The 24,403-nt window shown below is 58.3% G+C and carries 26 protein-coding genes and 1 pseudogene; 10 read left to right on the top strand and 17 right to left on the bottom strand.

Annotated features, from left to right (window positions below; translation table 11 throughout):
* Window positions 1-13 precede the first annotated feature (13 nt).
* Complete coding sequence (locus CYB_RS13300) at window positions 14-271, bottom strand: DUF3146 family protein (protein WP_011434334.1); 258 nt, start codon at window positions 269-271, stop codon at window positions 14-16.
* 233 nt (window positions 272-504) lie between these two features.
* The gene (locus tag CYB_RS13295; RefSeq protein ID WP_049749658.1) at window positions 505-846 is read right to left on the bottom strand and encodes a DUF3155 domain-containing protein; all 342 of its coding nucleotides are present in this window, start codon (window positions 844-846) and stop codon (window positions 505-507) included.
* Between the two features lie 818 nt (window positions 847-1,664).
* Here CYB_RS13295 and CYB_RS13290 point away from each other — a divergent pair.
* Window positions 1,665-2,156 carry a DUF4168 domain-containing protein gene (locus CYB_RS13290; RefSeq protein WP_011434332.1) on the top strand — a complete coding sequence of 164 codons (492 nt, stop codon included), beginning with the start codon at window positions 1,665-1,667 and terminating at the stop codon, window positions 2,154-2,156.
* Here the strand turns inward: CYB_RS13290 and CYB_RS13285 are convergent.
* The gene (locus CYB_RS13285; protein WP_011434331.1) at window positions 2,146-3,060 is read right to left on the bottom strand and encodes a sensor histidine kinase; all 915 of its coding nucleotides are present in this window, start codon (window positions 3,058-3,060) and stop codon (window positions 2,146-2,148) included. The two genes, CYB_RS13290 and CYB_RS13285, sit on opposite strands and share 11 nt — an antisense overlap.
* A gap of 176 nt (window positions 3,061-3,236) precedes the next feature.
* Between CYB_RS13285 and CYB_RS15045 the strand changes: the two are divergent.
* Both CYB_RS15045 and CYB_RS13280 read left to right on the top strand, forming a co-directional pair.
* A pseudogene (locus tag CYB_RS15045) lies at window positions 3,237-3,398 on the top strand (RNA-guided endonuclease TnpB family protein); the annotation flags it as partial.
* A 34-nt stretch (window positions 3,399-3,432) separates the two neighbouring features.
* The gene (locus CYB_RS13280; protein ID WP_011434330.1) at window positions 3,433-4,905 is read left to right on the top strand and encodes an NAD(P)/FAD-dependent oxidoreductase; all 1,473 of its coding nucleotides are present in this window, start codon (window positions 3,433-3,435) and stop codon (window positions 4,903-4,905) included.
* Here the strand turns inward: CYB_RS13280 and lpxB are convergent.
* The 5 genes from lpxB to CYB_RS13255 form a co-directional block, all read right to left on the bottom strand.
* Window positions 4,902-6,110, bottom strand: a complete 1,209-nt coding sequence (lpxB, locus tag CYB_RS13275) for a lipid-A-disaccharide synthase (RefSeq protein ID WP_011434329.1) — start codon at window positions 6,108-6,110, stop codon at window positions 4,902-4,904. The genes CYB_RS13280 and lpxB overlap by 4 nt on opposite strands.
* Window positions 6,111-6,136: 26 nt before the next feature.
* Complete coding sequence (gene lpxA / locus CYB_RS13270; protein ID WP_011434328.1) at window positions 6,137-7,123, bottom strand: acyl-ACP--UDP-N-acetylglucosamine O-acyltransferase; 987 nt, start codon at window positions 7,121-7,123, stop codon at window positions 6,137-6,139.
* 233 nt (window positions 7,124-7,356) lie between these two features.
* Window positions 7,357-7,857 carry a 3-hydroxyacyl-ACP dehydratase FabZ gene (fabZ, locus tag CYB_RS13265; protein ID WP_011434327.1) on the bottom strand — a complete coding sequence of 167 codons (501 nt, stop codon included), beginning with the start codon at window positions 7,855-7,857 and terminating at the stop codon, window positions 7,357-7,359.
* 213 nt (window positions 7,858-8,070) lie between these two features.
* Window positions 8,071-8,925 (bottom strand): UDP-3-O-acyl-N-acetylglucosamine deacetylase, encoded by an 855-nt coding sequence (gene lpxC / locus CYB_RS13260; RefSeq protein WP_011434326.1) that lies wholly within the window; start codon window positions 8,923-8,925, stop codon window positions 8,071-8,073.
* 14 nt (window positions 8,926-8,939) lie between these two features.
* On the bottom strand, window positions 8,940-9,527 hold the full coding sequence (locus CYB_RS13255; protein WP_011434325.1) for a hypothetical protein: 588 nt from the start codon (window positions 9,525-9,527) through the stop codon (window positions 8,940-8,942).
* Between the two features lie 67 nt (window positions 9,528-9,594).
* Here CYB_RS13255 and CYB_RS13250 point away from each other — a divergent pair, with 67 nt between their 5' ends.
* On the top strand, window positions 9,595-10,425 hold the full coding sequence (locus CYB_RS13250; protein ID WP_011434324.1) for an RNA methyltransferase: 831 nt from the start codon (window positions 9,595-9,597) through the stop codon (window positions 10,423-10,425).
* Between the two features lie 140 nt (window positions 10,426-10,565).
* Here CYB_RS13250 and CYB_RS13245 read toward each other — a convergent pair whose 3' ends face one another.
* The 3 genes from CYB_RS13245 to pstS all read right to left on the bottom strand — a co-directional run bounded on the left by CYB_RS13245 (window position 10,566) and on the right by pstS (window position 15,017).
* Window positions 10,566-11,525, bottom strand: a complete 960-nt coding sequence (locus tag CYB_RS13245) for a DnaJ C-terminal domain-containing protein (protein ID WP_011434323.1) — start codon at window positions 11,523-11,525, stop codon at window positions 10,566-10,568.
* 208 nt (window positions 11,526-11,733) lie between these two features.
* Window positions 11,734-13,626 carry a molecular chaperone DnaK gene (dnaK, locus tag CYB_RS13240; protein WP_011434322.1) on the bottom strand — a complete coding sequence of 631 codons (1,893 nt, stop codon included), beginning with the start codon at window positions 13,624-13,626 and terminating at the stop codon, window positions 11,734-11,736.
* A 290-nt stretch (window positions 13,627-13,916) separates the two neighbouring features.
* Window positions 13,917-15,017 (bottom strand): phosphate ABC transporter substrate-binding protein PstS, encoded by a 1,101-nt coding sequence (pstS, locus tag CYB_RS13235; RefSeq protein ID WP_011434321.1) that lies wholly within the window; start codon window positions 15,015-15,017, stop codon window positions 13,917-13,919.
* A gap of 447 nt (window positions 15,018-15,464) precedes the next feature.
* Here pstS and speA point away from each other — a divergent pair, with 447 nt between their 5' ends.
* Window positions 15,465-17,387 carry a biosynthetic arginine decarboxylase gene (speA, locus tag CYB_RS13230; RefSeq protein ID WP_011434320.1) on the top strand — a complete coding sequence of 641 codons (1,923 nt, stop codon included), beginning with the start codon at window positions 15,465-15,467 and terminating at the stop codon, window positions 17,385-17,387.
* 104 nt (window positions 17,388-17,491) lie between these two features.
* On the opposite strand, the gene CYB_RS15470 is transcribed toward speA, so the two are convergent.
* From CYB_RS15470 to CYB_RS13210, 5 genes are all read right to left on the bottom strand, one after another.
* Window positions 17,492-17,731 carry a hypothetical protein gene (locus CYB_RS15470; protein ID WP_011434319.1) on the bottom strand — a complete coding sequence of 80 codons (240 nt, stop codon included), beginning with the start codon at window positions 17,729-17,731 and terminating at the stop codon, window positions 17,492-17,494.
* A gap of 1 nt (window position 17,732) precedes the next feature.
* Window positions 17,733-18,107, bottom strand: coding sequence for a hypothetical protein (locus CYB_RS15465; RefSeq protein ID WP_238376818.1), 375 nt, complete (start codon window positions 18,105-18,107; stop codon window positions 17,733-17,735).
* Between the two features lie 82 nt (window positions 18,108-18,189).
* Window positions 18,190-18,435, bottom strand: coding sequence for a GlsB/YeaQ/YmgE family stress response membrane protein (locus CYB_RS13220; protein WP_011434318.1), 246 nt, complete (start codon window positions 18,433-18,435; stop codon window positions 18,190-18,192).
* Between the two features lie 519 nt (window positions 18,436-18,954).
* The gene (locus tag CYB_RS13215; protein ID WP_011434317.1) at window positions 18,955-20,259 is read right to left on the bottom strand and encodes a metallophosphoesterase family protein; all 1,305 of its coding nucleotides are present in this window, start codon (window positions 20,257-20,259) and stop codon (window positions 18,955-18,957) included.
* Between the two features lie 123 nt (window positions 20,260-20,382).
* On the bottom strand, window positions 20,383-20,634 hold the full coding sequence (locus CYB_RS13210; protein WP_011434316.1) for an RNA recognition motif domain-containing protein: 252 nt from the start codon (window positions 20,632-20,634) through the stop codon (window positions 20,383-20,385).
* 374 nt (window positions 20,635-21,008) lie between these two features.
* On the opposite strand from CYB_RS13210, the gene CYB_RS13205 reads away from it, so the two are divergent.
* The 4 genes from CYB_RS13205 (at window position 21,009) to def (ending at window position 22,565) form a co-directional block, all read left to right on the top strand.
* Window positions 21,009-21,188: an NblA/ycf18 family protein gene (locus CYB_RS13205; protein ID WP_238376817.1), complete on the top strand. Its 180-nt coding sequence runs from the start codon at window positions 21,009-21,011 to the stop codon at window positions 21,186-21,188.
* Window positions 21,188-21,514: a DUF2499 domain-containing protein gene (locus CYB_RS13200; protein ID WP_011434313.1), complete on the top strand. Its 327-nt coding sequence runs from the start codon at window positions 21,188-21,190 to the stop codon at window positions 21,512-21,514. Before CYB_RS13205 ends, CYB_RS13200 begins: the two co-directional genes overlap by 1 nt.
* A gap of 3 nt (window positions 21,515-21,517) precedes the next feature.
* The gene (locus CYB_RS13195) at window positions 21,518-21,832 is read left to right on the top strand and encodes a DUF3593 domain-containing protein (RefSeq protein ID WP_011434312.1); all 315 of its coding nucleotides are present in this window, start codon (window positions 21,518-21,520) and stop codon (window positions 21,830-21,832) included.
* 142 nt (window positions 21,833-21,974) lie between these two features.
* The gene (gene def / locus CYB_RS13190; protein ID WP_011434311.1) at window positions 21,975-22,565 is read left to right on the top strand and encodes a peptide deformylase; all 591 of its coding nucleotides are present in this window, start codon (window positions 21,975-21,977) and stop codon (window positions 22,563-22,565) included.
* A gap of 38 nt (window positions 22,566-22,603) precedes the next feature.
* On the opposite strand, the gene CYB_RS13185 is transcribed toward def, so the two are convergent.
* Window positions 22,604-22,957, bottom strand: coding sequence for a hypothetical protein (locus tag CYB_RS13185; RefSeq protein WP_011434310.1), 354 nt, complete (start codon window positions 22,955-22,957; stop codon window positions 22,604-22,606).
* 199 nt (window positions 22,958-23,156) lie between these two features.
* Here CYB_RS13185 and cbiD point away from each other — a divergent pair, with 199 nt between their 5' ends.
* Window positions 23,157-24,263 carry a cobalt-precorrin-5B (C(1))-methyltransferase CbiD gene (gene cbiD, locus CYB_RS13180; protein WP_011434309.1) on the top strand — a complete coding sequence of 369 codons (1,107 nt, stop codon included), beginning with the start codon at window positions 23,157-23,159 and terminating at the stop codon, window positions 24,261-24,263.
* Window positions 24,264-24,403: the final 140 nt, after the last annotated feature.

The raw sequence follows: 24,403 nt of genomic DNA, 5'->3' as shown, positions 1-24,403 counted from the left end.
TCAGATTGAGAGTTCACAAGCTGCTGCGAATCACAAACGAGTAGTTGCTGCCCGGTTCCAGCAGATAGTCGGATTTTTCCAGAAAACGGCTCAAGGGCTCGCAAATCAAAGCCCGCCCCACAGAAGGCTCCACTCTGAGCTCTCCGGCCCGAAAGCGCCAGCAAAAGCGCCAAGCCCAACCATTGGCGTTGACTTCCCCCTCAATGGCACCCTCTTGCCAAGAGCGGCGGGTAATTTGGATGTGGGCAGTGGTCTGAGGCAGTCGGCTCATCCGGCATCTCCCGACGGGATCCCTTGTAGGGTAGCGCGTGGCTCCCTCGCTGCCGCCAGCAGATCCAGCATGGGGAGTGAGGTATCAGAAGCTCAACCCATTGAGTGAAAGGGATCCCCTAAATAGGGTCAGTTCTTTTGATTTTCTTGATTTTCTGAGAGCGGCTGCAACAAACCCCCCAGGGTAGGGGGGCTGTTTCCTGGGCTCCTGCTGTAGGAAAAGCTGGCCAGAAGCTAGCGAGCGGCAGTTGCAAGGGTCTTCGAGGATTTTTTCTCTGGCTTTTCAGCCGCAACCTCTGCTAACAAAGCTCGCAGGCTGGGAAAAAGGAAGTGGTTCTCCTCGACATATTGCGCGCCGAACAACCCCTTCTCCGCCCAGAAAAACCGATCAACTGTATGTTCATTTCGTCGCACCAAAATAAGTGCGGGGGGCTGAATAGACTTCTCCTGAATATATTTTCGAGCAGCGGTTACAGACTTCTCCTCACCACTGTCCAAATTAAATTGAGGAATGTGATCTAAAATCTTGCGCCCTTCCAGACGACGGCGGCTCTTACGCTTTCTTCTCCTAACCAATGTAAGCCTCCTGTAGAAGGATGACCGAACAACCGCAACCGCAAAGAATATATCAGCGCTGCTTAAGAAAAGCAATAACTTTTACCCATTTTTGTTATCATCTTTTACAAAGGCAATAAAGACAGCAGTCGCCCTCAAAGCCCTTGAAGGGTTACTTATGGACGCGCCCAAAAAAATCTAATCGGGAACCTTTCTCCGAACAAAAAATCCTCCAACAATCGCCTGCAAAGAGAGCTGGCGATTGGGCGTTTGCTAGGTTAACTGCTGATATTGATAGGGGATCCACGGGCTCTGACACCTGCGAAGAAAGTCAGATGCCGATGTGGGAGATCCGCATCAAATCTGGCCCCTAGCCTAACATTAACAAAAACGATACTCAACAGAACATATACCTAAGCTCAGCTTCAAGACAACCCCCTTTGGGCTGAAGTGCTAAGTCAATTGCCAATGCTGCAAGTCTGGAGCTGCTCAACCGAGGAGAGAAAGGGGCACTCCGGTGCCGGGCTACCGTTGAACAGCGCATGTAAGACTGTACAACCAACTTCTTGTTTCTACAAGAGATCCACTGCAGATCCCCAGCATGTCCACACAGCCCTTTCGCGAGTTCATCCTGGGAGCCCTGGAGTGAGGAGTTCTGGTACCGTAGGGATTGGATGGATCCCGCCTCAGGTGCCGGCAAGCTGGAATGAGCTTGATGGGCTGCCAGGACTGCGTTGAACCGATTAGACGGAATTCAGGCATCTTGCTAGTCTGGCTTCAGGTTTGGCTGCACCTCAAGGGCTTAGGTCTATCTTGTCTGGGTTTGGGGAGTTTTGGGCATGATGAAATTCGCGTTGCTGATGGGTCTGGGACTCAGCTTGGGATCCCTGCCGGCTTGGGCACAGGGAGCAACCCCGTCGCCTGGCCCTGCTGCAACTGCTTCTCCAACTTCGGGGGAGGCTCCGGCCACAGCAACTCCTAGCCCTCTGGCATCTCCGACTCTAACCCCAGAGCAAGTCACCGATGCCCAGGTGGAACAGTTGGTGCGGATTTTGTTGGAGTTGGATCCCCTGATTCGGGAAGCGAGCGCCCAACTGCGGGAAACCCAGAACGAGGAAGAGTACGAGCAAATTATGCAGCGCACAGAAACCCAAGCCAGCCGCATTGTCGAGGAGCAAGGGCTGACAGTGCTTCAATACCGCGAATTGATGACCTTGGCGAACGAAAATCCTGTTCTCAACCAGCGGGTTCGGGCCCGCTTGCAAGAAGTTTTGCAGGAAGGGGAAGCTTCCAACTCTCCAAAGCCGGCCACCCCGACGCCTACACCCTAGGCTGAGCTGGCTTGCCTTGGCCAAAGACAGGGAGAACCCGAGGCAGCCGCAAGGTAAAGCAGGTGTGGTTGGCCTCGCTGTTGAGGTGAATGCTTCCTTGCAACAGGCTTACCCGCTGCTGCACAAGGGCCAACCCCAACCCTGTCCCCCCTTGCCGCCAGGGATCCACGCTGGGCACCCGATAGAACTTCTCGAATACCCGCTTTTGTTCTTCTGGAGGAATGGTTACGCCGGTGTTGAGGACTTGGATGTCCAGGTGGTCGGAATGGCAGGTGGCCTGAAGGCTGATCAGGTGCCCAGCAGGGGTGAATTTACATGCATTTTTCAGCAATTCCGCCAGCACCGACTTTAGCACTCCCGGCAGGGTAAAAATGGCAGGCAGTCCTGAAGGGATCCCAAGGCTGAAGCGCTGATGGCGGCTATGGGCCTCCTGAGCAAAGGGCTCCGCGATCTGGGGCAACCACTCTTGCAGCTCCAACCAGCAGGGCCGCTGTGAACCGTTCGCGTTAGCGGGACGGAGTCCCTTGAGCACCTCTAACTGCTGCAGTTCCAGCAGATCCTCGACCAGTCTGATCTCCCGCTCACATTCGTTGTCCAACACCTTCAAGTACTGAGAGATTTTGGCCGGATCCGGGGATCTGGGAGCGCCCTGGGCAGGCAGCAGGACGGAGCTGAGCAGGCGGATGGCCATTTTCATGTTGGAAAGAGGGGTGCGCAGCTCGTGGGACACCGTGCTAAGGAAGTCATCTTTCAGGCAATCCAGCCGATGCAATTCCTGTATCTGGCGATCCAGTTGGGCGGTGCGGGCCTGTACCTTTTCTTCCAGGGTGCGGTTCAGCTCCTGAACCTGTTGGAGCAATTCCGCCTGCCGAATGGCGATGGAGAGGTGATCGGCCAGGGCCAAGATCAGATCCTGATTGGTGGCCAGCCAACCGGGACGTGCTGTTTTCAGCTAGAACCCGCAGGAGCCCCGCACTCTATTAGTGGCTAGTGACTAGTGGCTAGTCACTACCCACTCACCACTATCCAGGGTCAGTGCCGGAAGGAATGCGGCCTTCCTTGATGAAGTACAATCGGCGCATGACCCAAGTCCTGACTGTAGCTTGCAAACTCAAGGTGTCCCAGTCGCAAGCTGCAAAATTGGATGCGACAATAGATGCCTTTGTGCAGGCGTTGAACTGGGTGAATCAGAACACACCACAAAAGACAGCCAACGCCGTCAAACTGCAATCCCTTTGCTATATTACCAGATGGTACCTCAAGGCAGCTATCCAGAGTGCAGTCCACAGTGGTGATCGGGGCGGGGCCAGCTGGATTGAGTGCCGCCTACGAGCTGAACAAGCAGGGCTACCCGGTAACGGTTTTGGAAGCGGATCCGGTGCAGGTAGGGGGGCTATCCCGCACTGTAACCTACCAAGGCTATCGCTTTGATATCGGTGGACACCGCTTTTTCTCCAAGTCGGCGGAAATTGAGGCTCTGTGGACGGAGATTTTGGGCTCGGAAATGCAGGTTTGCCGTCGGCTTTCCCACATTTTTTACCGAGGTGTTTTCTTTGATTATCCAATTCGACCTACGGATGTTTTTGCCAAACTGGGGCCAGGGTTTACCACCCTCTGTCTGCTCAGTTACCTAAAGGCGCGCCTCTTTCCCAGGCCCAATCCTGTATCTTTTGAAGATTGGGTCATTAACCAATTTGGGGAACGGCTGTATCGCACTTTTTTTAAGACCTACACCGAGAAAGTGTGGGGGATCCCTTGTCACGAGATCAGCGCCGACTGGGCAGCCCAGCGGATCAAGGGTCTGTCGATGGCTTCTTTGATCCGTAAAACCTTTTTCCCCAACCGAGAGGGGGTGATCAAAACCCTGATCGATCGCTTTCGCTATCCTCGCCTAGGGCCAGGCCAGATGTGGGAGCGCGTTCAAACCTTGCTGGCAGAAGCCGGGCAGCCGGTACAACTGGATCGCAAGGTTACGGCAATCCACTGGAACCGGGCCGGAGTTCAAGCTGTACAAGCCTGTTCTCAAGGGGGAGAGACCTTTTGGGTGACCGGCGAGCAGTTCATTTCCACCATGCCGCTGCGCTCTCTGGTGCGGGCTTTGGTACCTGCAGCACCGGAGCCGGTGCGAGAGGCCGCCGAACAACTGCGGTATCGGGATTTTTTGACGGTGGCTTTGCTGGTGGATGAGCCCAACCTATTTCCAGATCACTGGATCTATATTCACGATCCCTCGGTGCGGGTGGGGCGTATCCAAAACTTCAAGAATTGGAGCGCGGACATGGTTCCGGATCCCTCGGTCACCTGCTTGGGTTTGGAGTATTTTTGCTCAGCGACGGATCCCTTTTGGGGACAAACCGATGGGGATTTGATGGCCTTGGCAACGCTGGAATTGCAGCGGTTGGGCCTGCTGGGGAGGGCAAAGGTTTTGGGCGGCACAGTCATTCGCGCCCCAAAAGCCTACCCAGTTTACAATCACGGCTATCAAGCTCACATCCAGACCATTCGAACCTTTTTGGAAGAAGCACTGCCCAATTTGCAGGTGGCAGGCCGCAACGGCATGCACCGCTACAATAACCAGGATCACGCCATGATGACGGGCCTTTTGGCCGCTCGCAACATTGTGGCGGGGGAACGGCGCTACGATGGGTGGCGCGTCAACCAAGATGCTGAGTATCTGGAAGAGGAAGATTCAACGGCAGCCCTGGCGGGAGGACGGGCGGTGCCCCGGGCCCTGGGTCACCGGAGCTAGCGGCAAAAGGGATGCCGCTGGGGGCCGGCTGCGCCATCCAACACCTCTAGGATGGCCTTGGCAGCGCGAGCCAGAACGCCGGGTTCTCCCAGGGCTGCCCGCATCGCGGCGTAGTCGGCTTGCAGTTGGGCTTTGCGTTCGGGCCGAGTTAGCAACTCCAGCGCCAGTTGGGCAATCTTCTCTGGCTGGGCCTGCTCCTGCAGCAACTCCGGGACAATGGGGCGCATCTGCACCAGGTTGGGCGGAGACATGAAGGGCACCGACACCCTCAGCCAATGGCGGGCGATCCAGAAGGTGAGGGGGTTGAGGCGATAGATCACCACCTGGGGGATCCCCAAGATGGCCGTCTCCAAGTTCACCGTGCCCGACTTGGCCAACACCAAATCAGCCGCTGCCAAGGCGAGGTGATGAGCTTTGTGGGGGGAGAAGAAGGGCAGAGCTTGGGGATCCAAAAGGGTGAGGTTGAGCCCAAGGCGGCGGGCAGCCCGCGCAATCGGGGCAGCAAAACGGGGCGAGGCCAGGGGCACCCAAAACTGTGCCTGAGGCAGGTGAGCTTGCAACAACTGAGCCGCCTTGAGCAAGACAGGCAGAACCGAGCGCAGCTCTTGCCGACGCGAAGCCGGCACCACCACCACCACCGTGGCTTCGGCAGGGATCCCCAACTGGGCTCTGGCGGCAGCACGGCTGGGCACAGCGGCCAAAATATCCAACAGGGGATGGCCCACATACTGGACATGGGCTCCTGCCGCCGCGTAGTAGCGGGCTTCCTCAGGGAAAATTGCCAACATCAGCCGCATCTGCTGGGCCAGTTGGTAGGTGAGGCGGGCGTCCTGCGACCACACCCACTCTTGGGGGGCAATGTAATAGACAGCAGGGATCTGCCGCCGTTGCAGCAGACGGGCAATGCGGCTGTTGACGCCGATGTAGTCCACCAGCACAGCCACATCTGGCGGGTCTTGGGCCAAAAAGCGGCGAATCTTCCATTCCGTCCAGAGGGCGGGGCCGATAAAGGGAAGAGCCTCTAAAATGCCAACGGAGCTGATCTCGGTAGTGCGGTGCAATAAACGGGCCCCGGCAGCAGCCATGCGCTCTCCCCCGACCGCTGTGATGCGCAGTTGAGGGCGCTGGCGCAGCAATTCTTCAATCAGATGGCCGGCCTGCAGATCCCCTGAGACCTCGCCCGTGCAGATGAACAGGTGGCTCACCAGAGCTACGCTCCCGACCCCAATCTTTAGTCATCCAGCTCTGAAGTGCTCTGCATCGCTGTCGATAAGGAATCTTCCCCCCTCCCGCGCAGGGCCGGCAGAGGGCCACGTCGTTGGGGCTGGGAGAGGGAGTCTTCCAAAAATTGCAGCAGATGTTGCAGGGATCCCGTCTCGTCCACCCACTCTTTCCCCTGTAGGGAAAGGACATGGCGCTCTCCCTCCGCACCGCTGTTACAAACGACACACAGGCTGCTGCGCAGCGTTTGCAGCGCTTTTTCCAAAGGCAACCCTGAGCGGTACAAAAATCGGTAGACCTGCCGCAGCAAGGGCAGGGATCCCTCCATCCCTTGGGCTCGCCGCAGCCCCACCAAGTTCAGACCGCGGATGCGAGCCGGATGTCCTTCCACCAACATGTAGGGGGGAACGTCGCGGTCAACCCGGCTCATCGCCCCCACCATGGCCAAGCGCCCAATGCGGGTGAACTGGTGGATCCCGACCATGCCGCCGATGCGGGCTTGAGACTCGATGTGGATATGGCCGGCCAAGGAAACAGCATTGGTAATCACCACCTGATTTTCGATGACGCAGTTGTGGGCGACATGGGTGTAGGCCATCAGCAGGTTGTAATCTCCAATCAGGGTGGCTTCCCCTTCATTGGTAGCCCGGTTGATGGTGACGAACTCGCGGATGCGATTGCCTCTGCCGATTACCACTTGAGAGGGGGCGCCGCTGTACTTCAGATCCTGAGGCTCGGTGCCCACAACTGCTCCCGGAAAAATGTGGTTGCCCTCGCCGATTTCCGTCCAGCCATCGATCACCACATGGGCCCCCACCACCGTATGGGCAGCAATGCGAACATGCTCGCCGATCACCGCATAGGGGCCAACCTGCACCGTTTCGTGCAGCTCAGCTTTCGGATGGATCACCGCAGTGGGATGAATCCGCTCCCGTGAGCGGTGCGGCGCACTTGCAGAGATGTTGGGAGTGGATCCCGCTGAAGCGAACGAACTCATTTCCGACCTAGCCAGCAACTGTGGTTACGCTCCCAACCCCGCGAAGGATCACCAAGACTTGACTCCAGGGGAGATGAGCCTTAGAGCTACGCCCCACTGTCGCGACAACATGTTTACCGTATCCCGACAGAAAGGCGCAAGCAGCCCCTGAGCCATCTTTCTATCCCAACACTTTATCTCAATTGCGAGAACACCCACACCGGAGCGCCTCCTGGATGGCCGCTGTTGGCCCATCAATCCACCAGGGAGAACATCAGCTCCCCCTCGGTTACCAGTTGCCCTCCCACCTGAGCGCGGCAGAACATCTTGCCAATGCGCCTCTGGCGAATGGTGAGCAAATCGGCGGAGAGCAGCAGTTGATCCCCCGGCAGTACCGGGCGGCGAAAGCGAACGCCATCGATCCCGGCAAACAGGGCCAAACGCCCGGCCACGTCCGGCAACTTGGTCAACACGATCCCCCCTATCTGGGCCATGGCCTCGACGATTAGGACGCCGGGCATGATGGGTCGGTTGGGGAAATGCCCTTGAAAAAAAGGCTCGTTGAAGGTGACGTTTTTCAGGCCCACCGCCCGTTGCCCCGGTTGATACTCCACAACCCGATCCACCAGCAAGAAAGGATAGCGATGGGGCAAGATCTCCAAAATCTGCTCCGTTGTGAAGACGGGGGGAGCGGTTGCCAATTGAGCGGCTGCCTCAGCCGAGAGAAGGGGAGGAGGAGAGACATCAGAGGACATGGTGAACCCACAGAGGCAGAGGACAAAACCAAATCCCGGACGGGGAGGACGGCAGGCCAGAACTCAGCCAAAAGAGCACCCAGGGAGCTGCGGAAAGGAGGGGAATGAAGCGGATCCCACCCTGGGGATCCCCTTGAAGACAAGTGCTCCGCACCGCTCTCGCAACTGAGGATGGCAGGGTTGTTGCTGCGCAACCGGATCCCTTGCTCCCCCTCACTCTTCATGGATCAGCAGGGATCCACTCTTGAGCAACTGCTCGGCCAAACGGTGGTGCAGGGCATGGCCCGCCTTGTAGGCCACAATGTGCCCCTGCAGTCGGCAGCCCAGGAGGCTGAGATCTCCTAGTAAATCTATCAGCTTATGGCGCACCGGCTCATCTGGGTAGCGCAATGGCCCCAACCACTCGGTTTGGCTACAGACAATGGCATTTTCCAGGCTGCCCCCCTGGATTAGCCCCCGTTCCCGGGCCAGCTCCACATCCTGCTGGCGGGCGAAGGTGCGGGCCGGCGCAATGGACTGGACAAAATCCGGCCTGTTCTCCCTCCAGCTCAGCCACTGTTCTCCAATCGGGCAATCGGCAAAATCGATGCCATAGGTAAAGCGGGCTGTAGGATGGGGGAGGGCGCTGACAAAGGCTTCCCCCGCCCAGACAGTGACCGGTTCTTGGATCACCCCCAGCAGGGCTGGCTGATCTTGGGCCTGGATCCCGGCCTGGGCAATGGCCTCTACAAAGGGCAGGGCAGAGCCATCCAGAATCGGCAGCTCCGGCCCCTCCACCTCGATGCGGCAGTTGTCAATGCCCAGGATGTAAAGGGCGGCCAGCAGGTGTTCCACCGTCTGCACTTGAACAGAGGGGGATCCCTGCTGCAACAGGGTGCAGAGATGGGCAGGGGCCAGGGATCCCAACCGAGCCGGGATCTCAGGGGATCCCGGTTGATCCACCCGCACAAACACCCGACCGCTGCCGGCAGGAGCTGGATGCAGACTGCAGCCAATTGGCAGGCCGGTGTGCAGGCCAACGCCTTCTAGGGCAATAGAGCTGGCTAAGGTGTGTTGCCGGCCTCTCATCGTGCTCCGCAGCGCTAGTGCAAACGCTCTTGGCCCTGGTCGAAAACGCGGTAATACAGCTCCCGATAGCCCACGCGCAGGTTGCTGCTGGCATCTGCCAACTTGGCTTTGTGGCTGCGGGTGCCATAGGCGCTGAACACCTCGTAGGTATCTCCCTCAAAGAAAAAGGAAGAGACATCGGACATCTCTTCGCCCCCCAGCAACTGCCAGCGCCCCTGGCGAAACTGCAGCCGGTAGTGGGCTTTATCCAAGCTGCCGGAAGGACGGTCGATCATGGCGTCGATGCTGCCCTCGTAGAACGGCTCGGCACCACCATTGGGGATGGATATGTCCACAGGCCACACGTCCACAGCGATATCTCGGTAGCGGCAGTTGGGCCGGTTGCACAGGCGAATCGAGCGCATGACCTCGGCAATGGCTTCCAGCCGCTGCCGCGCCTCGGCCAGAGAAAACCGCTCTGAGTCGCTATCGCGAACGAGCTGGGGCGATACCTGAGCCGGCCCTGCCAGCGATGAAGGGGCAGCCAGCGCCGGGGATCCCCAGCAGCATCCCACCAACACCAGACAAATCAAGCTCAGCCAACAACGGTATGCGGATCCCATGGATGCAATCTATGACAGAATCAAGCTCCTCTTCTCTACTCTAGGCACTCTGGGGGATCCCAACCTGATGCCGATATTACCCCACTCTGGCCCTGAACAACTGGCGCAGGTACGGCTTGTATTGGTGCAGCCGGCTGGGCCGCGCAACCTCGGCGCCATTGCCCGCGTGATGAAAAACATGGGCTTCAGGCAGTGGGTGCTGGTGGATCCCCAATGCGATCCCCTCGATATAGAAGCGATCACCACAGCCGTGCATGGGGCAGACCTGCTCCATCAAGCCCGGAAGGTGCAAACTTTGCCCGAAGCCCTGCAAGGGTGTGTGCAGGTTTTCGGGACAACGGGGCGCAGCCAAACCTACCCACCCGAATGGCAAATTCAGTCCCCCCGCCAAGCCTTTCCCGCTCTGCTGGCCGCCGGCCCTGCCGCCCTCGTGTTTGGCCCCGAAGATCGCGGCTTGAGCAACGAGGAGCTGGCCCTTTGCCATCGCCAGATCCAGATCCCCACCGATGCGACCTATCCCTCTTTAAACTTGGCCCAAGCCGTGGCCATTTGTTGCTATGAGCTGTACACCCTCGTCTGCCAGAGCCCTTCCCCTGCTCCTCCTATGCCCTCACCGCAAAGGCTTGCCCCCTTCGAGCTGCTGGAGGGATTTTTCGACCACTTAGAAGCGCTGTTGCTGCAAATTGGCTACCTGCACCCCCACACAGCCCGCCGCAAAATGCTCAAGTTTCGCGCCCTGTTCCAGCGAGCCGGCCTGACCGTAGCCGAGGTGGCCTTGTTGCGCGGGATCCTGCGGCAACTGCAATGGAGCCAGGGATGCTCTCGTCAGGAACCTCTGGAAGCAAATGCAGCTCCCGTCCCGCCGACGCAACCAGATTCCAGCAGGACCCCATCTTGACCCCAAGGCTGGGCCTCCAGCCCCGCCCTACCGCTACTGGAAGCAAGCTAGAAGGGCGGCTTCCTGCTTTCAGGCGGCGCGGAGCGCTTGTCAAGAATCTTGAGGCTTTGGCCGTGGGAGAATATCGGAGAATATCAATGCTAGAGCTTAAGGGTGGCGCGGGGATCGTAGGATTGAACCCGCTGCAGCTTTTCGTAAAGTTCTCGCTCTTCTTCGGAGATCTGGGTGGGCAAATGGATCTGCACCACCACGTAAAAATCCCCCCGTTCTCCGTTGCCTTTGGGAAATCCCCTTTCCGCCAGCCGCAACTTTCGCCCCGGCTGCATGCCAGGTGGGATCCGCAGCTTCACCACCCCATCCAAGGTGGGCACTTCCACCTGGGCGCCCAAAACCGCTTCGCTGGGGCTGATGGGCAGATCGCAGTAAACGTCGAATCCCTCTAGGCGATAGAAGGGGTGGTCTTTCAGCTCAATTTTAAGGTACAGATCACCGGCACCGCCGTTGGGGTTGGGGTGGCCTTGGCCGCGCAGGCGAATCCGCTTCCCTGGCGTAATTCCCGGCGGGATGTTTACCTCGAGCACGCGATCCCCGCCCACCCGCAGGCGACGCTTGCCCCCCTCAAAAGCTTCTGGAATGCTGATCTGGATGGTGGCCTCAGCATCGTAACTGGTGTTGCCAGTGGATCCCGAAAATCCGCTGCTGCGGTCTGCGGTTTGGCTGCGCACCCGGCCCAGCAGTTGATCGATGAAGTCTTGAAAATCATCAAATTGGCTGAAATCGACGCCACTCCCCCCAAATCCGCTCCCCCCAAAGTCTTGGCTGAAGGGGCTGCTGCTGTAGGTGTAGGCATCGCGGCTGGAGCGAAACCCGCCCTGCTGATAGTATTGGCCAAATTGGTCGTATTGCCTGCGCTTGCTGGGATCCGAGAGAACTTCGTAGGCTTCGTTAATGTCTTTGAATTTCTCTTCAGCCGCTTTGTCGTTGGGGTTGACATCTGGGTGATACTTGCGGGCTAGGCGCCGATAGGCTTGTTTCACCTCATCGGCAGTGGCCGTTTTGCTGACCCCCAAAATCTTGTAGTAGTCCTTAAAGTTTTGCATGGAGGCGTCCGCAGGCAAATCGCTGAGAGTGGGCAGAAAACCACGAGGCTAGGCGTCCCCGGCAAGGGCTCCTTCCCTCCGACCTACTGAAGAAAATGAGGAGGCGGGCTAGACGCCATCGCCCATCCCGTCCCTCCTCATTATCGGCGCTACAAGTAAGGGCGGGATCCGCCCTGGGCCCGCGGCCCACGGAGGGATCCCTGAGCAGTCACTTGCTCTCGGTGAAGTCGGCATCGATCACATCATCGCTGCCGCCGGAGGTTTTCCCTGAGCCGGGAGTGGGGCCAGAGGAGGCCCCCGGCTGTTGATACAGCTCGCTGCTCATGGCGTAGAGAGCCTCTTGCAGCTCCCGCTCTTTGCTCTGGATGGCGCTGTCGTCCTCCCGCTGGATGGCCTCCCGCAGTTCTCGCACCAGAGTCTCGATTTGGCTGCGTTTGCTGGAGGAGATCTTGTCGCCCAACTCCTTCAACTGCCGCTCGGCTTGGTAGGCCAGCGAGTCGGCCTTGTTGCGGCGCTCAATTTTCTCCCGGCGGGCCCGGTCTTCGGCAGCGTATTTTTCTGCCTCAGCAATCATGCGCTCCACCTCTTTGCTATCCAAAGTAGAGGCGCCGGTGATGGAGATGCTCTGCTCTTTGCCGCTGCCTTTGTCTTTGGCCGTCACCTTGAGGATGCCGTTGGCGTCGATGTCGAAGGTGACCTCGATCTGCGGCACACCGCGGGGGGCCGGCGGGATCCCGTCCAGCTTGAAGCGGCCCAGAGATTTGTTGTCGCGGGCCAGCTCCCGCTCCCCTTGCACCACGTGGATTTCCACAGAGGTCTGCCCATCTTCGGCAGTGGAGAAGATCTCCGACTTGCGGGTGGGGATGGTGGTGTTGCGCGGGATCAGCTTGGTGGCCACGCCGCCCAGGGTTTCCACCCCCAAGGACAAGGGGGTGACATCCAGCAACAGCACGTCTTTGACTTCGCCCGCCAGTACGCCAGCCTGAATGGCTGCCCCAACGGCCACCACCTCATCGGGGTTGACGCTCTGGTTGGGTTCTTTTCCCAGCAGCTCCCTCACCAGCCGCTGCACCGCCGGAATGCGGGTAGATCCCCCCACCAGCACCACTTCGTTGATGTCGGCCTTGGTGAGCTTGGCATCCCGCAGGGCTTGCTCCACCGGCCCCTTGCAGCGCTCCAGCAGGTCGGCACAGAGGTGCTCAAACTGGGCGCGGGAGAGCTTCAGCTCCAGGTGTTTGGGCCCATCGGCAGTGGCAGTGATGAAGGGCAGGTTGATGGTGGTTTCGGAAACGCTGGACAGCTCGATCTTGGCTTTTTCCGCGGCTTCCGTTAGCCGTTGCAGCGCCTGCCGGTCTTGCCGCAGGTCGATCCCTTCCATTTGCTTGAACTGCTCGGCCATCCAATCGACGATCTTCTTGTCGAAGTCGTCGCCCCCCAACTGCGTGTCGCCGCTGGTGGATTTCACCTCGAAAACGCCATCCCCCACTTCCAGGATGGACACGTCGAAGGTGCCGCCGCCCAGGTCGAAGACGAGGATGGTCTCGTTGTTGCGCTTGTCCAAGCCGTAGGCCAAAGAGGCTGCTGTCGGCTCGTTGATGATGCGCAGCACTTCCAAACCGGCAATGCGGCCCGCATCTTTGGTGGCCTGCCGCTGCGAGTCATTAAAGTAAGCAGGAACCGTGATCACCGCTTGGGTGACCGGCTGGCCCAGGTAGCGGCTGGCATCATCCGCTAGCTTGCGCAGCACCATGGCCGAAATCTCTTCCGGCGCAAATTCCTTGTTCAGGCGGGGGGCGTACAGTTTGACATTGCCCCGCTCGTCCCGCCGCACCTGGTAGGAGACCCGCTTGGAGTCGGCATTCAGCTCATCGTACTTGCGACCGATGAACCGCTTAACGGAGTAGAACGTGTTTTCGGGGTTGAGCACCGCTTGGCGGCGGGCCATTTGGCCCACCAGGCGCTCTCCATCTTTGGTGAAGGCGACCACCGAGGGTGTGGTGCGAGTACCCTCAGCATTGGCGATGACGGTGGGGACACCCCCCTCCATTACGGCGACAACCGAGTTGGTTGTGCCCAGGTCAATTCCTACAACTTTTCCCATCGGCTCCTTATTCTCCTCTTCTTGAGTACATTGCTTCGGTTACCGCCGCCAGCCTGTGTGAAGTAGCTTGGGCAGCCAATCTGTGAAAATCCGGCAGATGCTTGGTCACTTCCTGGGTCGATCCTAACCAGCTGGTTGGCGAGGCCAGGGCGAGAATGCCGCCCATTTCTCGGGGCTGAAGGGCAGACCGGTTACGGATCTCCGTACCTGCAGCAGCCTTGCTTTCGGTGCCGCTTGGGGTATGGCCTGGGTTGGCAGCTATTGGCAACTCTTGGGGGACTACTGCCAGGCTAGCTCTGGATAAGCTGCAGCGCCTCCAGGCCGCGGTTCACAACGGTTGCGGCCAGGGGCAGGTAGCCCATCTCCTCGGCCAGGGCTTGTCCTTCGGCAAGGGCCCAGCGGAGCACAGCTTGCAGGGCGGCGGCCATGGCGGGATCCGAGTACCGGCGGTAGGTCAGGATCCAGGTGTAGGTGACGATGGGATACGCTCCAGGGCCAGCGGGATCCGGCACAAAAGCCCGCAGGTTTTCCGGCAGCTCAATTTCGCTCAAGGCCAGGGCCGAGGCTTCCGGGGAGGGGAGAATGAACTCGCCGCGGCGGTTCTCCAGAGCTGCCACCGACAGATCCAGCTCGCAGGCATAGACCGACTCCACGTAGCCGATCACCCCTTCGCTGAGGAGCATTTGGGCGCTCATGCCCTCGTTGCCCTTTACCCCAATGCCCACCGGCCACTCTAGCGACATGCCAACACCGATTTCTGAGGCCCAAGCCGGATCGATGGCCGCCAGGTGGCGGGTAAAGGTATCGGTGGTGCCGCTGCCATCGGAGCGGTAGCAGACGGTGATGGGCAGATCGGGAATGGTTAGCTCCGGGTTCAGGGCCAGGATCTCCGGATCCCGCCACTGGTCGATTTGGCCGCGAAAGATCTTCACCAAAACGGGTCGAGACAGCTTGAGTCCAGAAGGGATCCCCGGCAGGTTGTAGCCTACGGCAATGCTGCCTGCGGTCATCGGGATCATGACCACACCCCGCTTCACCTCGGCGATCTCGGCATCGGTCATGGCCACATCACTGGCGGCAAAGTCCACTGTCTGGTCAATAAATTGCCGGATCCCAGCGGCGCTGCCCACCGGTTGGAAATTGATCTCCACCTTGGGATCCACCTGGCGGTAATCGGAAAACCAGCGCAAGTAAAGAGGAGCCGGAAAGGTGGACCCGGCTCCGTTGATCAGCAAAACTTTGTCGGAGGACTGGCTGCCGGAGGCAGGAACGGGATCCCTGCCGCTGGGTTGGTCAGAACGGGATCCCCTTTGGCAGGCGCTCAAGGTAGCGCCGGTGGCCAATAAAGAAAGCAACACTTCTCGGCGACGGAAGCGGGGCAGTTGAGCCATGGTTCAGGTTCTCCGAGGTCACCGCCCCGATCCTTGTCTTGCCTGCGGGGCCCTGTCAAGGGTTGCCGGCGAGAGCTCTTGGGATCCCGTGCGTGGCCCACTTTCCCCAGGTGGCTGTCTTTCCCTCTGTACCATCCCCGTATTCCTCGCTACGCTTCCCAGCAAAAGTCGGGATCCGACCCAAGCTCAGAAAGGAGAGACGGAAAATGGAGAATTCAAGAGAAAAACAAAGAAAAACAGCGCAAACAAGAGATTAAGCGAGCTGAGTTCTGCGGCAGTTGCACAGAGATCCCCAAGCCAAAGCCTTGTCTGGCAAGGCTTAGCGGTTTTTGGGCCTGAGTCCCCCCGCACCAGAAAAATCTTGACATATTCTGGAATAGGGCAATATATTGTGAATTCTGTGCAGAAATCCTGCGCTGTTCACATCTCGGTATCTGGGGGACTACTATGCCGACTTTGACTCGTTCTCCCTGGACACTGCGAGACAGCGAAAAGCTCTATCGCATCTCAGGTTGGGGGGATCCCTACTTCCGTATCAACGCCGCCGGTCATGTGGAGGTGACCCCACAGGGCCTACAGCAGCAGGAACCGGGCATTGACCTGTACCACTTGGTGATGGATCTGGTGGCACGGGGTTTGCAGTTGCCTCTGTTGATTCGCTTTCCCGAGATCGTGGCCGACCGCATGCGGCAAATTTGCGAGAGCTTTCAGCAGGCCATCCAGCGCTTTGGCTACCCCAACGTCTATCGGGGGGTTTACCCCGTTAAGGTGAACCAGCAGCGCCACCTGGTGGAGGAAGTGGTGAAGCACGGTCGCGCCTACCACTTTGGCCTGGAGGCGGGATCCAAACCGGAGCTGTTGATTGCCCTGGCTCTGCTGGATACTCCTGGGGCTTTGTTGATCTGCAACGGCTACAAAGACCGCGACTTTATGGAGACGGCCCTCTTGGCCCAGCGGCTGGGGCGCACCCCGATCATCGTTTTGGAGCGGCTGCAAGAGCTGGAGCTGGTGCTGCAGGCTGCCGACCAACTGGGCATTGACCCCATCTTGGGGGTACGGGCCAAGCTCTCCGCCCAGGGCAGTGGACGCTGGGGCACCTCGGCTGGGGATCGGGCTAAGTTCGGCCTCACGGCCACCGAGATTTTGCAAGTGGTGGAACGGCTGCGGGAAGCGGGCAAGCTGCATTGTCTACGCCTGTTGCACTACCACATCGGCTCCCAGATCTCGATGGTGAGCGTGCATGGACGGGCCGTGCGGGAGGCCAGCCAAATCTACATCGAGCTGGTCAAGCTGGGGGCCCCCATGGGCTACCTGGATATCGGCGGCGGCTTGGGGGTCGATTACGACGGATCCCAGTCCCCCAATCCTTTTTCCCAGAGCTACAGCATGGAGGACTACGCCGCCACCGTGGTGCAGACCGTGCTCACCGCCCTGGAACCCCACGGGATCCAGCCGCCGGTACTGGTGACCGAAAGCGGACGCGCCCTCATGTCCCACCAGTCGGTGCTGGTGTTTGACGTGCAAGATGTCAACGCTGCCAGCCCCTACCCGATGCCCACCCAGCTCACTTCCGATGCGGAGGTGATCCAGAAGCTAAACCAGCTTTACTACCAAATCCAGCCCGATACTCTGGTGGTCAATTACCGCCGTTGTCAGGAGCTGAAGGAGGCCGCCCTGCGCCAGTTCACTGAGGGATCCCTCAGCCTGCAGGAGCGGGCCGAGGTGGAACGCCTGTTTTGGAACTGCTCCGACAAGATCTGCACCTTGGCCTACGAGCAGCACCAAGCGGGGCATCCGGTGGCGGTGGATCTCTTGGATCTGGACGAAATGTTGGCCAGCATCTACTACGGCAATTTCTCTCTATTCCAATCCCTGCCGGATAGCTGGGCCATCGACCAGGTATTCCCCATCATGCCGATTCATCGTCTGGATGAGGAGCCACGCCAATGGGCCACCCTGGCCGATCTCACCTGCGACAGCGACGGCAAGATCAACCGCTTCTTCGGCGAAGACGGGCAGATCACCTCGGTCTTGCCGCTGCACGACCCCAACGGACATCCCTACCTGCTGGGGGTGTTTCTGGGGGGCGCTTACCAGGAGATTCTCGGAGATCTGCACAACCTGTTTGGCGATACCAACGCGGTGCATATCCGCTCCCGCCCCGGCGGCTACCACGTTTCCCAAGTCATCAAGGGGGACACCATTGGCGAAGTGCTGAGCTGGGTGCAGTACAACAGCGAAGATCTGGTGGAGACCCTCCACCACGCCACCGAAGCCGCCCTACAACGGGGGCAGATCAGCCTATCCCAGGCCCGCGCCTTGCAACGGCACTTTGAAGACAACTTGCGGGCCTACACCTACTTGCACTGAAGCTGGGTTTTTTCTACGAAACCCTTGAAACCAGAAAGGGATCCCGGTTTAGGCCGGGATCCTTATCTCTCTGCATCTGGAAGTTTGGGATCAAACTTGGCCGGTTACAGGCGCACTGGACTGTTCAGGGTCAAGTTAATCGTTTGGTTAGGGCGCAACACCACGACTTGAGGTGCTGTGATATTGCCCACCGCCACTCCGGCTCCGGCTCCGCCAATGACCCCTAAGGCAGAAACGCCTCCTGTGAGCAAGCCCAGCACCGTACCCCCCACAGCACCAATGGCTGCATCTTGAGCAATCGCTTCGGCAGAATAGTGGCGCGGGTCTTTCTCAGTGTGGATCAAATCAGTGGATCAAATCAGAAGACATCTGCACCGAGTAAAGTCGCCCATTGGCAATCAAAGCCGTGCCGAAGAACCTGGCCCCTCCCTGAGTCGGTCGTAAGCTGCCTCGCACCTCGCTGCCTGCTGGGATTACCAATTGGCCGCTGCCGTTGTAGATGTCCTGAGCCACCCGCAGGGTAAGTGGGTGGGTGCTGTTGGGGCTGAAGTACTGGGGCTCTTCTCCCTTGAAGCTTTGGACGGGAATGATGGTGCCCGGCTGCAGTTGGCGCACTCCCAAATCAAACAAGTGCTGGGCAGAAGCAGATGGCATTGTCAACAGACCCATGCTGGGGATGGCTAAGCCAATCATCGCTGCCGAAAGAACACGAATGCTCATAAAAATTCTCCGGTAAATGTTCGATTAAATGTTCGATCAAGATCCCAACGGAAACACAAGCCCTTGCGGGCCATCTTAAAGATCAAGCCTGACGAACGAAGCCAATTAACGCCAACAAAACCAAAGCCCCAACGGTAGCCATCAACAAACTTCCCAAAAGACCTGTAGCCGACAGGCCAAGCAAATCGAAGAGGAACCCGCCAAAAAATGCCCCGCAAACACCAACGATTATGTTGCCTATCAATCCAAATCCGTAACCGCGTCGAATATTCCCTGCCAGCCAACCCGCCAGGGCTCCGATCAAGAGAAACCAAAGGATACTGTCCATAGAACCTACTTCTCCATAGTATGCTGTTTCTACAGCATACCTATTGTTGTGAGAAAATAAATTCCCTGAGAACTAACCTTCTGTACACTTGGCACACTTGACGCCCACTTGACAAATTGGTAGCCTCTGCCGAGAACAGATCGTTATTTGTCTTTTAATATACAGACTCTATAGATTTAATAGACTGACTCTATAGAAAAGAAGATGGGAATTTCATGAATGCTAGAAAGGGATCCCCCGCTCGCTGCGACTTCACAGCCCCCAGGCCCTAAACAAAAAAAGACTGGCAGTGTGAGGTCTACCAGTCTGAGTCAGTTCCCTGTGAGTGAGCTGATGCCGTCGTTGCCAACGTCTTCAACCCAATCCTCAGTTTGTGTTGCTTTTTGCCATTTCGAAGTGATTCAGATCACTTGAAGCTTGAGGAGCCCGCAGCTTTGGCGAGCACTCCTGTCCTGATTTCTTCGTACAGGGATCCCCCATCCCCACCCCTACGAACCCTGAGGCGACAAAGGGAGCATCTCAAAACAAAGGCAACTGCTCCTCTTCTGCTGAGGCAGGGCTTGAAGCTCCCGGCTCCTCCCAGTTGGGATCCCAGTCCTGCAAGGGATCCGCATATTCCTCCAACAACTGACGGGCGGCGGCCAGCAAATCGTTGTGCAAGGGGGCCAGATCGCTGCGGTTGGCCAAATACTGCTCCAGAGCCGTCAGGGGCTCAAGTCGGCTGGGATCCCATCCCGGCAGACGGATGCGGCTGGGGCTGACCACTTCTGGGGCGATGGTGTAGCTAAAAGCAGGGGCAAGAGCGTTGTGCAGAGCCCGCTCATCAATGCACTCTAGCTGGTCGGGCCGTATGCGGTAGATCAACCGCAGGATGGAGCCGGCCACGGGGGCCTTGGCGATGGCGGCCAGCAGCTTGGACTGCGCCTGCTGGGGTGGATCTGCGCTCAGATCCAGGCGAATGGTGTGAAAGGTACGGGTTGGCAGGGGCAAAAATTCATAGCTGGCCCCCGTAGGGGTGACTTCCACCAGCACACAGCCTTTTTCCTCTTTTTCTTCGCCAAAATCCACCCGCTCAATGCTGCCGGGATAGAGCATCAAGGGATCCCGACACAGCACCTGGTGACGGTGTACATGCCCCAAGGCAACATATTGATAGGCAGGCCGAGCCAGCAGCGAAAGGGGCACCGTAAATCCTCTGCCCACCGAAAGATGGCGTTCTGCTCCGTAGCGGGCTGTCTCCACCATGACGTGAGCCAACAAAATCGCCGGGATCCCTGGCTGCAGGGTGCGGATCTCCCCTTCTAGGGCTAGGCGGAGGCGCTGCAGGAGCTGATGCGCGAGGATTTCCCCTTCAAGCGCCAAGCTTTCCTGTTGGGCGAGTAGAGCAGAGCGACTCAGCCAAGGTAAAGTGGTCACCTGCACCGGGCCACCGCGAGTTTCGATCCGATGAGTTTCCAGTCTGTCCCCCACAATAAAGCCTGAGACCCCCAAAGCGCGGTAGATAGCCAGGCTGTTGCCTCCCTGTCCCTGCCCGTACTGATCGTGGTTGCCCACCAACAGGACGGTTGGGATCCCTGCATCGGCCAGGCGGCGAAACTGTTGGGCAAAAAGCTCTTGATGGAGAGGGGGGGGTGTCGCATCGGGGAAAGCATCGCCCCCAAACAACACCAGATCCACCGCTTGGTTGAGAGCATGGTCAATGCACAAGCGCAAAGAAGCTACAAAATCTTCCAAACGGGTATTCAGGCCGGTAGCTGGGTTAATGTGGCCGTAGGCAAGACCACTGCCCAGATGAATGTCGGAAAGATGTAGCAACCTTACCATCTTGGGCGCTCTTGGAGACTTTGCAGCTCTCCCATCTGTTGGGATAAACCTTGCCGTTCGCGTTAGCGGGACGGAGTCCTTTGGTTGCCCAGAATGGCAAACCCAGGGTTGAACAATCTTTGCTTAGGCTTGGCGGCGGGGCCTGGCTCGATCCAAACGCAGAGGCCGGCCCATGAATTCCTGCCCGTTCGCGCTCTCGATGGCTTCGTCCTCCTCAGCTTCGGTTGCCAGATCCACAAACGCGAAGCCTCGTGTCTGACCTGTCTCTCGGTCTATCGGGATTGTAACCGACTTAACGTTCCACCTCTGCTGGAAGAAAGCTTTCAGTTCTTCTGTTGAGGCTTTATAGTTTAGGTTCCCCACAAAAATGGTCATGGCAATTCAAGCAAAGTAAGTCACCAATCAGCAAGGGTGGCAACAAAGCTCCAGAGTACTTCACTTCTATCATGGAGCCCTGCCGAATCGCCGAACATGACGGGATGTAAAGGGATCCCTGCCGGAAAATCTTCCCCCTTCCCCATCCAAAATGCGCTTTCGTCAAACTTGACGGGCCTGTACTTTTTCTGCCATTGGGTTGAATGCCTCTGCCCTCGCCTCGGCCAAGCTCCCTTCCGGCACGTCGAGATCCGGCATCTTGTCACGTTGTTGCGATTTGTTAAGATATGTATTATCCTGCTTGCACTACCTGGCCAGATCTGCGCTGTTGGAACTCTTTGCAGACCTCTCTACCTGAGCACCCTGAGGTGATAATGATGGATGAAACGCTAGAGCTTTCTTTGGAGCAGCAATTTCGCCAGCGGGCTTTCGAGACCTTGGTTTCTCGCATGAGCCCCGAGCAGGCCAAAGACATTTTGGTCAAACTGCACAAGCAAATGCTGTTGCAGGAGGCCACTTACCGCCAACTGCTGCGTCATTCCCTCAGCGCCTGATGCACGCCCTTTCGCTTCCCACCTGGTGGATTCACATTGCCAGCGTCTTGGAGTGGATCGCTGCTATTGTGCTCGTGTGGCAATTTGGGGAGCGGGTGGGCCAGCCCGAATGGCGAAGTTTGAGCTGGGCGATGCTGCCTGCTTTGTCGGGGGCGATGTGCGCGATCACCTGGCACTGGTTTGACAACGACCCCAAGTTAGACTGGGTGGTGACTGCACAGGCCAGCTTCACCTTGCTGGGCAACTGCACCTTGGCTTGGGCTGCCTACCGCATTTGGCGAGCTGAGAGAGCCGACGAGCCTGCACAGGAGGGGGATCCCGACTAGGCGATGAACAGTTTATTTGCCCTCTCTCTGTTCCCTTACTTGGTCTTTTTATTCTTTCTGTCGCGGCTGCGCCGGATCCCACGTTTGGCTTTGGTTGGATTTTGGCTGTTGTTGCTTTTTGTGGCCGTCAGCATCCCGGCAGGGCTGTACGCTCAGATGCACTACGGCACTTCCCTGGCCAATGTGGATCCCTTGCATGGAGGGGCAGAGGCTTTTCTCACCCTCTCCAATATTTTGGTGGCCTTGGGCTTTAAGCAGGGAATTGACCAACAGGCCCAACGACTTCCAGAGGCTGGCGACGGCAACCCTGAGCCATGATCATCCCAAACAGGTCCCTACCCCCTCTTCAAAACCAAAAAGGAGAAGAGAGTTAGGCAACAGTGGTTTCGGCGCAACTGGGACTGAATGTAGAATAGGGATCCAGGCCTGATACCTGCTGTTATTCTGTGAGATCTGCCAGATGGTGGCTACCCTTTCTGTTGCTGTTCCCAAAGTGAAGCTGAAGCATCCGCCCCTGCGCATTTATCGCATGGGGGACAAGGTGCTGCGGCAGCCGGCCAAGCGCATCAGCCAGGTCAACGACGAGATCCGCCAGCTTGCCCGGGACATGCTGCAGACCATGTACAGCTTTGATGGGATTGGTCTGGCGGCTCCGCAGGTTGGCATTCCCAAGCGCATGATTGTGGTGGATCTTTATCCCGATAAGCCGGAGGTGCCACCGCTGGTGCTGATCAACCCGGAGATCCGGGAGTACATTGGCGAGGCCGTTGCCGGGCAGGAGGGTTGCCTGAGCATTCCGGGGGTATTCTGCGAGGTCATGCGCCCAGAAGGGATTGTGGTTTCGTTCAAGGATGAAACGGGGCGGCCCCGCACCCTTCGAGCGGACGATTTGCTGGCGCGGGTGATCCAACACGAAATCGACCACCTCAACGGCGTGTTGTTTGTGGATCACGTGGAAAACGAGCTGGTGCTGGATCAAGAGCTGCGCAAGCACGGCTTCCAGATGCAGGATGTGCAACGCAAAGGCAAGCCCTCTGCTGTTCCCCGTTGAAGCCTTTCCAGACCGGTCCGGACGACTGTCGGTTTGGTTTAGTGTTGCAAGCGCTGGGCCAAGAGCTGCTCTTCCAGAGCGGCAATGCGGTTGTAGGCAGCGGTTAACTGGGCACTCAGGCGCTGTATTTGGGCTTCGGGGGCCAGCTCATGCCCCATGCTGCGGTTGCTCACCACGGTGGGTTCATCATCCAGCAGGAAGTTGTGGCTGCCATCTTCCACCAAGTCTGAGATTAGAACGCTGTAACGGGAGGGGGTGGGGGTGTTTTTTTTGGCTTCCTGGGTAGCCAGGAGAACAGCCACCACCTGCTCGGGCATCCGCTCGATGGCAGCTTTTAGCTCCTGTATTTGCGACTCCAGACGCTCAAGGTAGTGCTGCACTGCTTCGCTCATAGCTGCCCCAGTTTTCGACTACCTTCATTGAAAAAGGCAAATTTCGGATCCCCTCTTCTTCCCCCAGATCATTTAACGATTGCTTCCGGGAGGTGTTCCCCGAAACTCCTGGGTTCTCTCACAAGCCACAATTGAGGTGTGCATTTTCCGGAGATTTTGGTTTTCCGGTCATCCATTTCCGAAGCAAAAAGCTGTGCAGATGCAGGATGCTGTTCAGGGATCCCGACCGCGGGGCTATACCTTGCCCGTTTTCGCCGTTGCCTCGGCCAGGGCTGCTCTTCACCACCTTCTGGGGATCCCTTTGGAGAAGGAAGGGGGGCGCTTGGTTGTTGCGGTGCAGGCTGAGCCCCAGTCCCTTGAGGCTCGGATCCACATCCCGGTGGAGCAGGTAGCTGCCTTGGAGAAGACAACAGCTCTGGCCATTACCCGCTCGGATCCCGGCCCCCACCTGGATCTCACCCGCGACACGCCGGTCTGGGCTTGGGTGAGGTTGGAGGAGAGGGATCCCGAGGATCCCCCCTTGATCTTGGAAGCCGGGGAAGGGCTGGGGCGACGCACCGATGGCAGCCCGGCCATTTATGCCTATGCCCGCCGTTTGTTTGAGATCAATCTTTTGCCCGGGATCCCCCCCGATTGCCGGTTGCGGGTTCGCATTATCTTGCCTGAAGGAAAGCTGCTGGCCGAGCGCACCTCCAATGCTGCTTTTGGGGTGCTGGAAGGGCTGGCCCTGTTGGGAACGCGGGCGGAGGTGGAGCCTTCCTCAAGTGTTGAGAGCTTAGAGCAAGCCCGCCAAGAGCTGCAACAAAAGTTGGAGCGGCACAAGCATTTGATCTTTTGCGTGGGCAGCCATGGGCAGCAGGTGGCGCTGCGGCAAGGGATCCCGGAAGACCAGATCCTGCGAGTAGCCAATTGGATAGGGCCGTTGCTGGTGGAAGCGGCGCTGCGGGGGGCGGAGTCCATTCATTTGATCGGCTACCACGGCAAGCTGATCAAGCTGGCAGGGGGGATCTTCACCACTTCCAGCCACGTGGCCGATGCTCGCTTGGAAATTCTGGCGGCAGCCCTGATCCGGCGCGGAGGAACGGCAGAACAGGCGCGGCAGGTGTTGGAGTTGCGGACAGTAGAGGCAGCGGTGCACTATCTGGATGGCCTTGGCTGGGCAGCACCCGTGATGCAGGAGTTGGCTCGCCAAATCCTGGAGAGAGCCACAGGCTATGTGCAAAAGTATGCCGGTCGATCCCTGCTGTTGGCGGTGACGTTGTTCGACCGACAGGGGCAAATCTGCGCCCAGGTGGGGATCCCATAATGAGGTCATTTCGATTGAGACGAGGACATTGCAATCCCCCCGGATCCTCAACCATTTTTCTCCCGAAGTGTCTTAAGCGCTCCGTGCCGCCAAAGGCAACCACCCCCGGCTCCTCTCCCTTTAGTCCGTGCTCCAAAAGT

Origin of the sequence: Synechococcus sp. JA-2-3B'a(2-13) (genome assembly GCF_000013225.1) — a bacterium.
Taxonomy (GTDB): Bacteria; Cyanobacteriota; Cyanobacteriia; order Thermostichales; family Thermostichaceae; genus Thermostichus.
The sequence above is the reverse complement of the archived record's forward strand: the minus strand, read 5'-3'. Positions and strand labels throughout refer to the sequence as shown.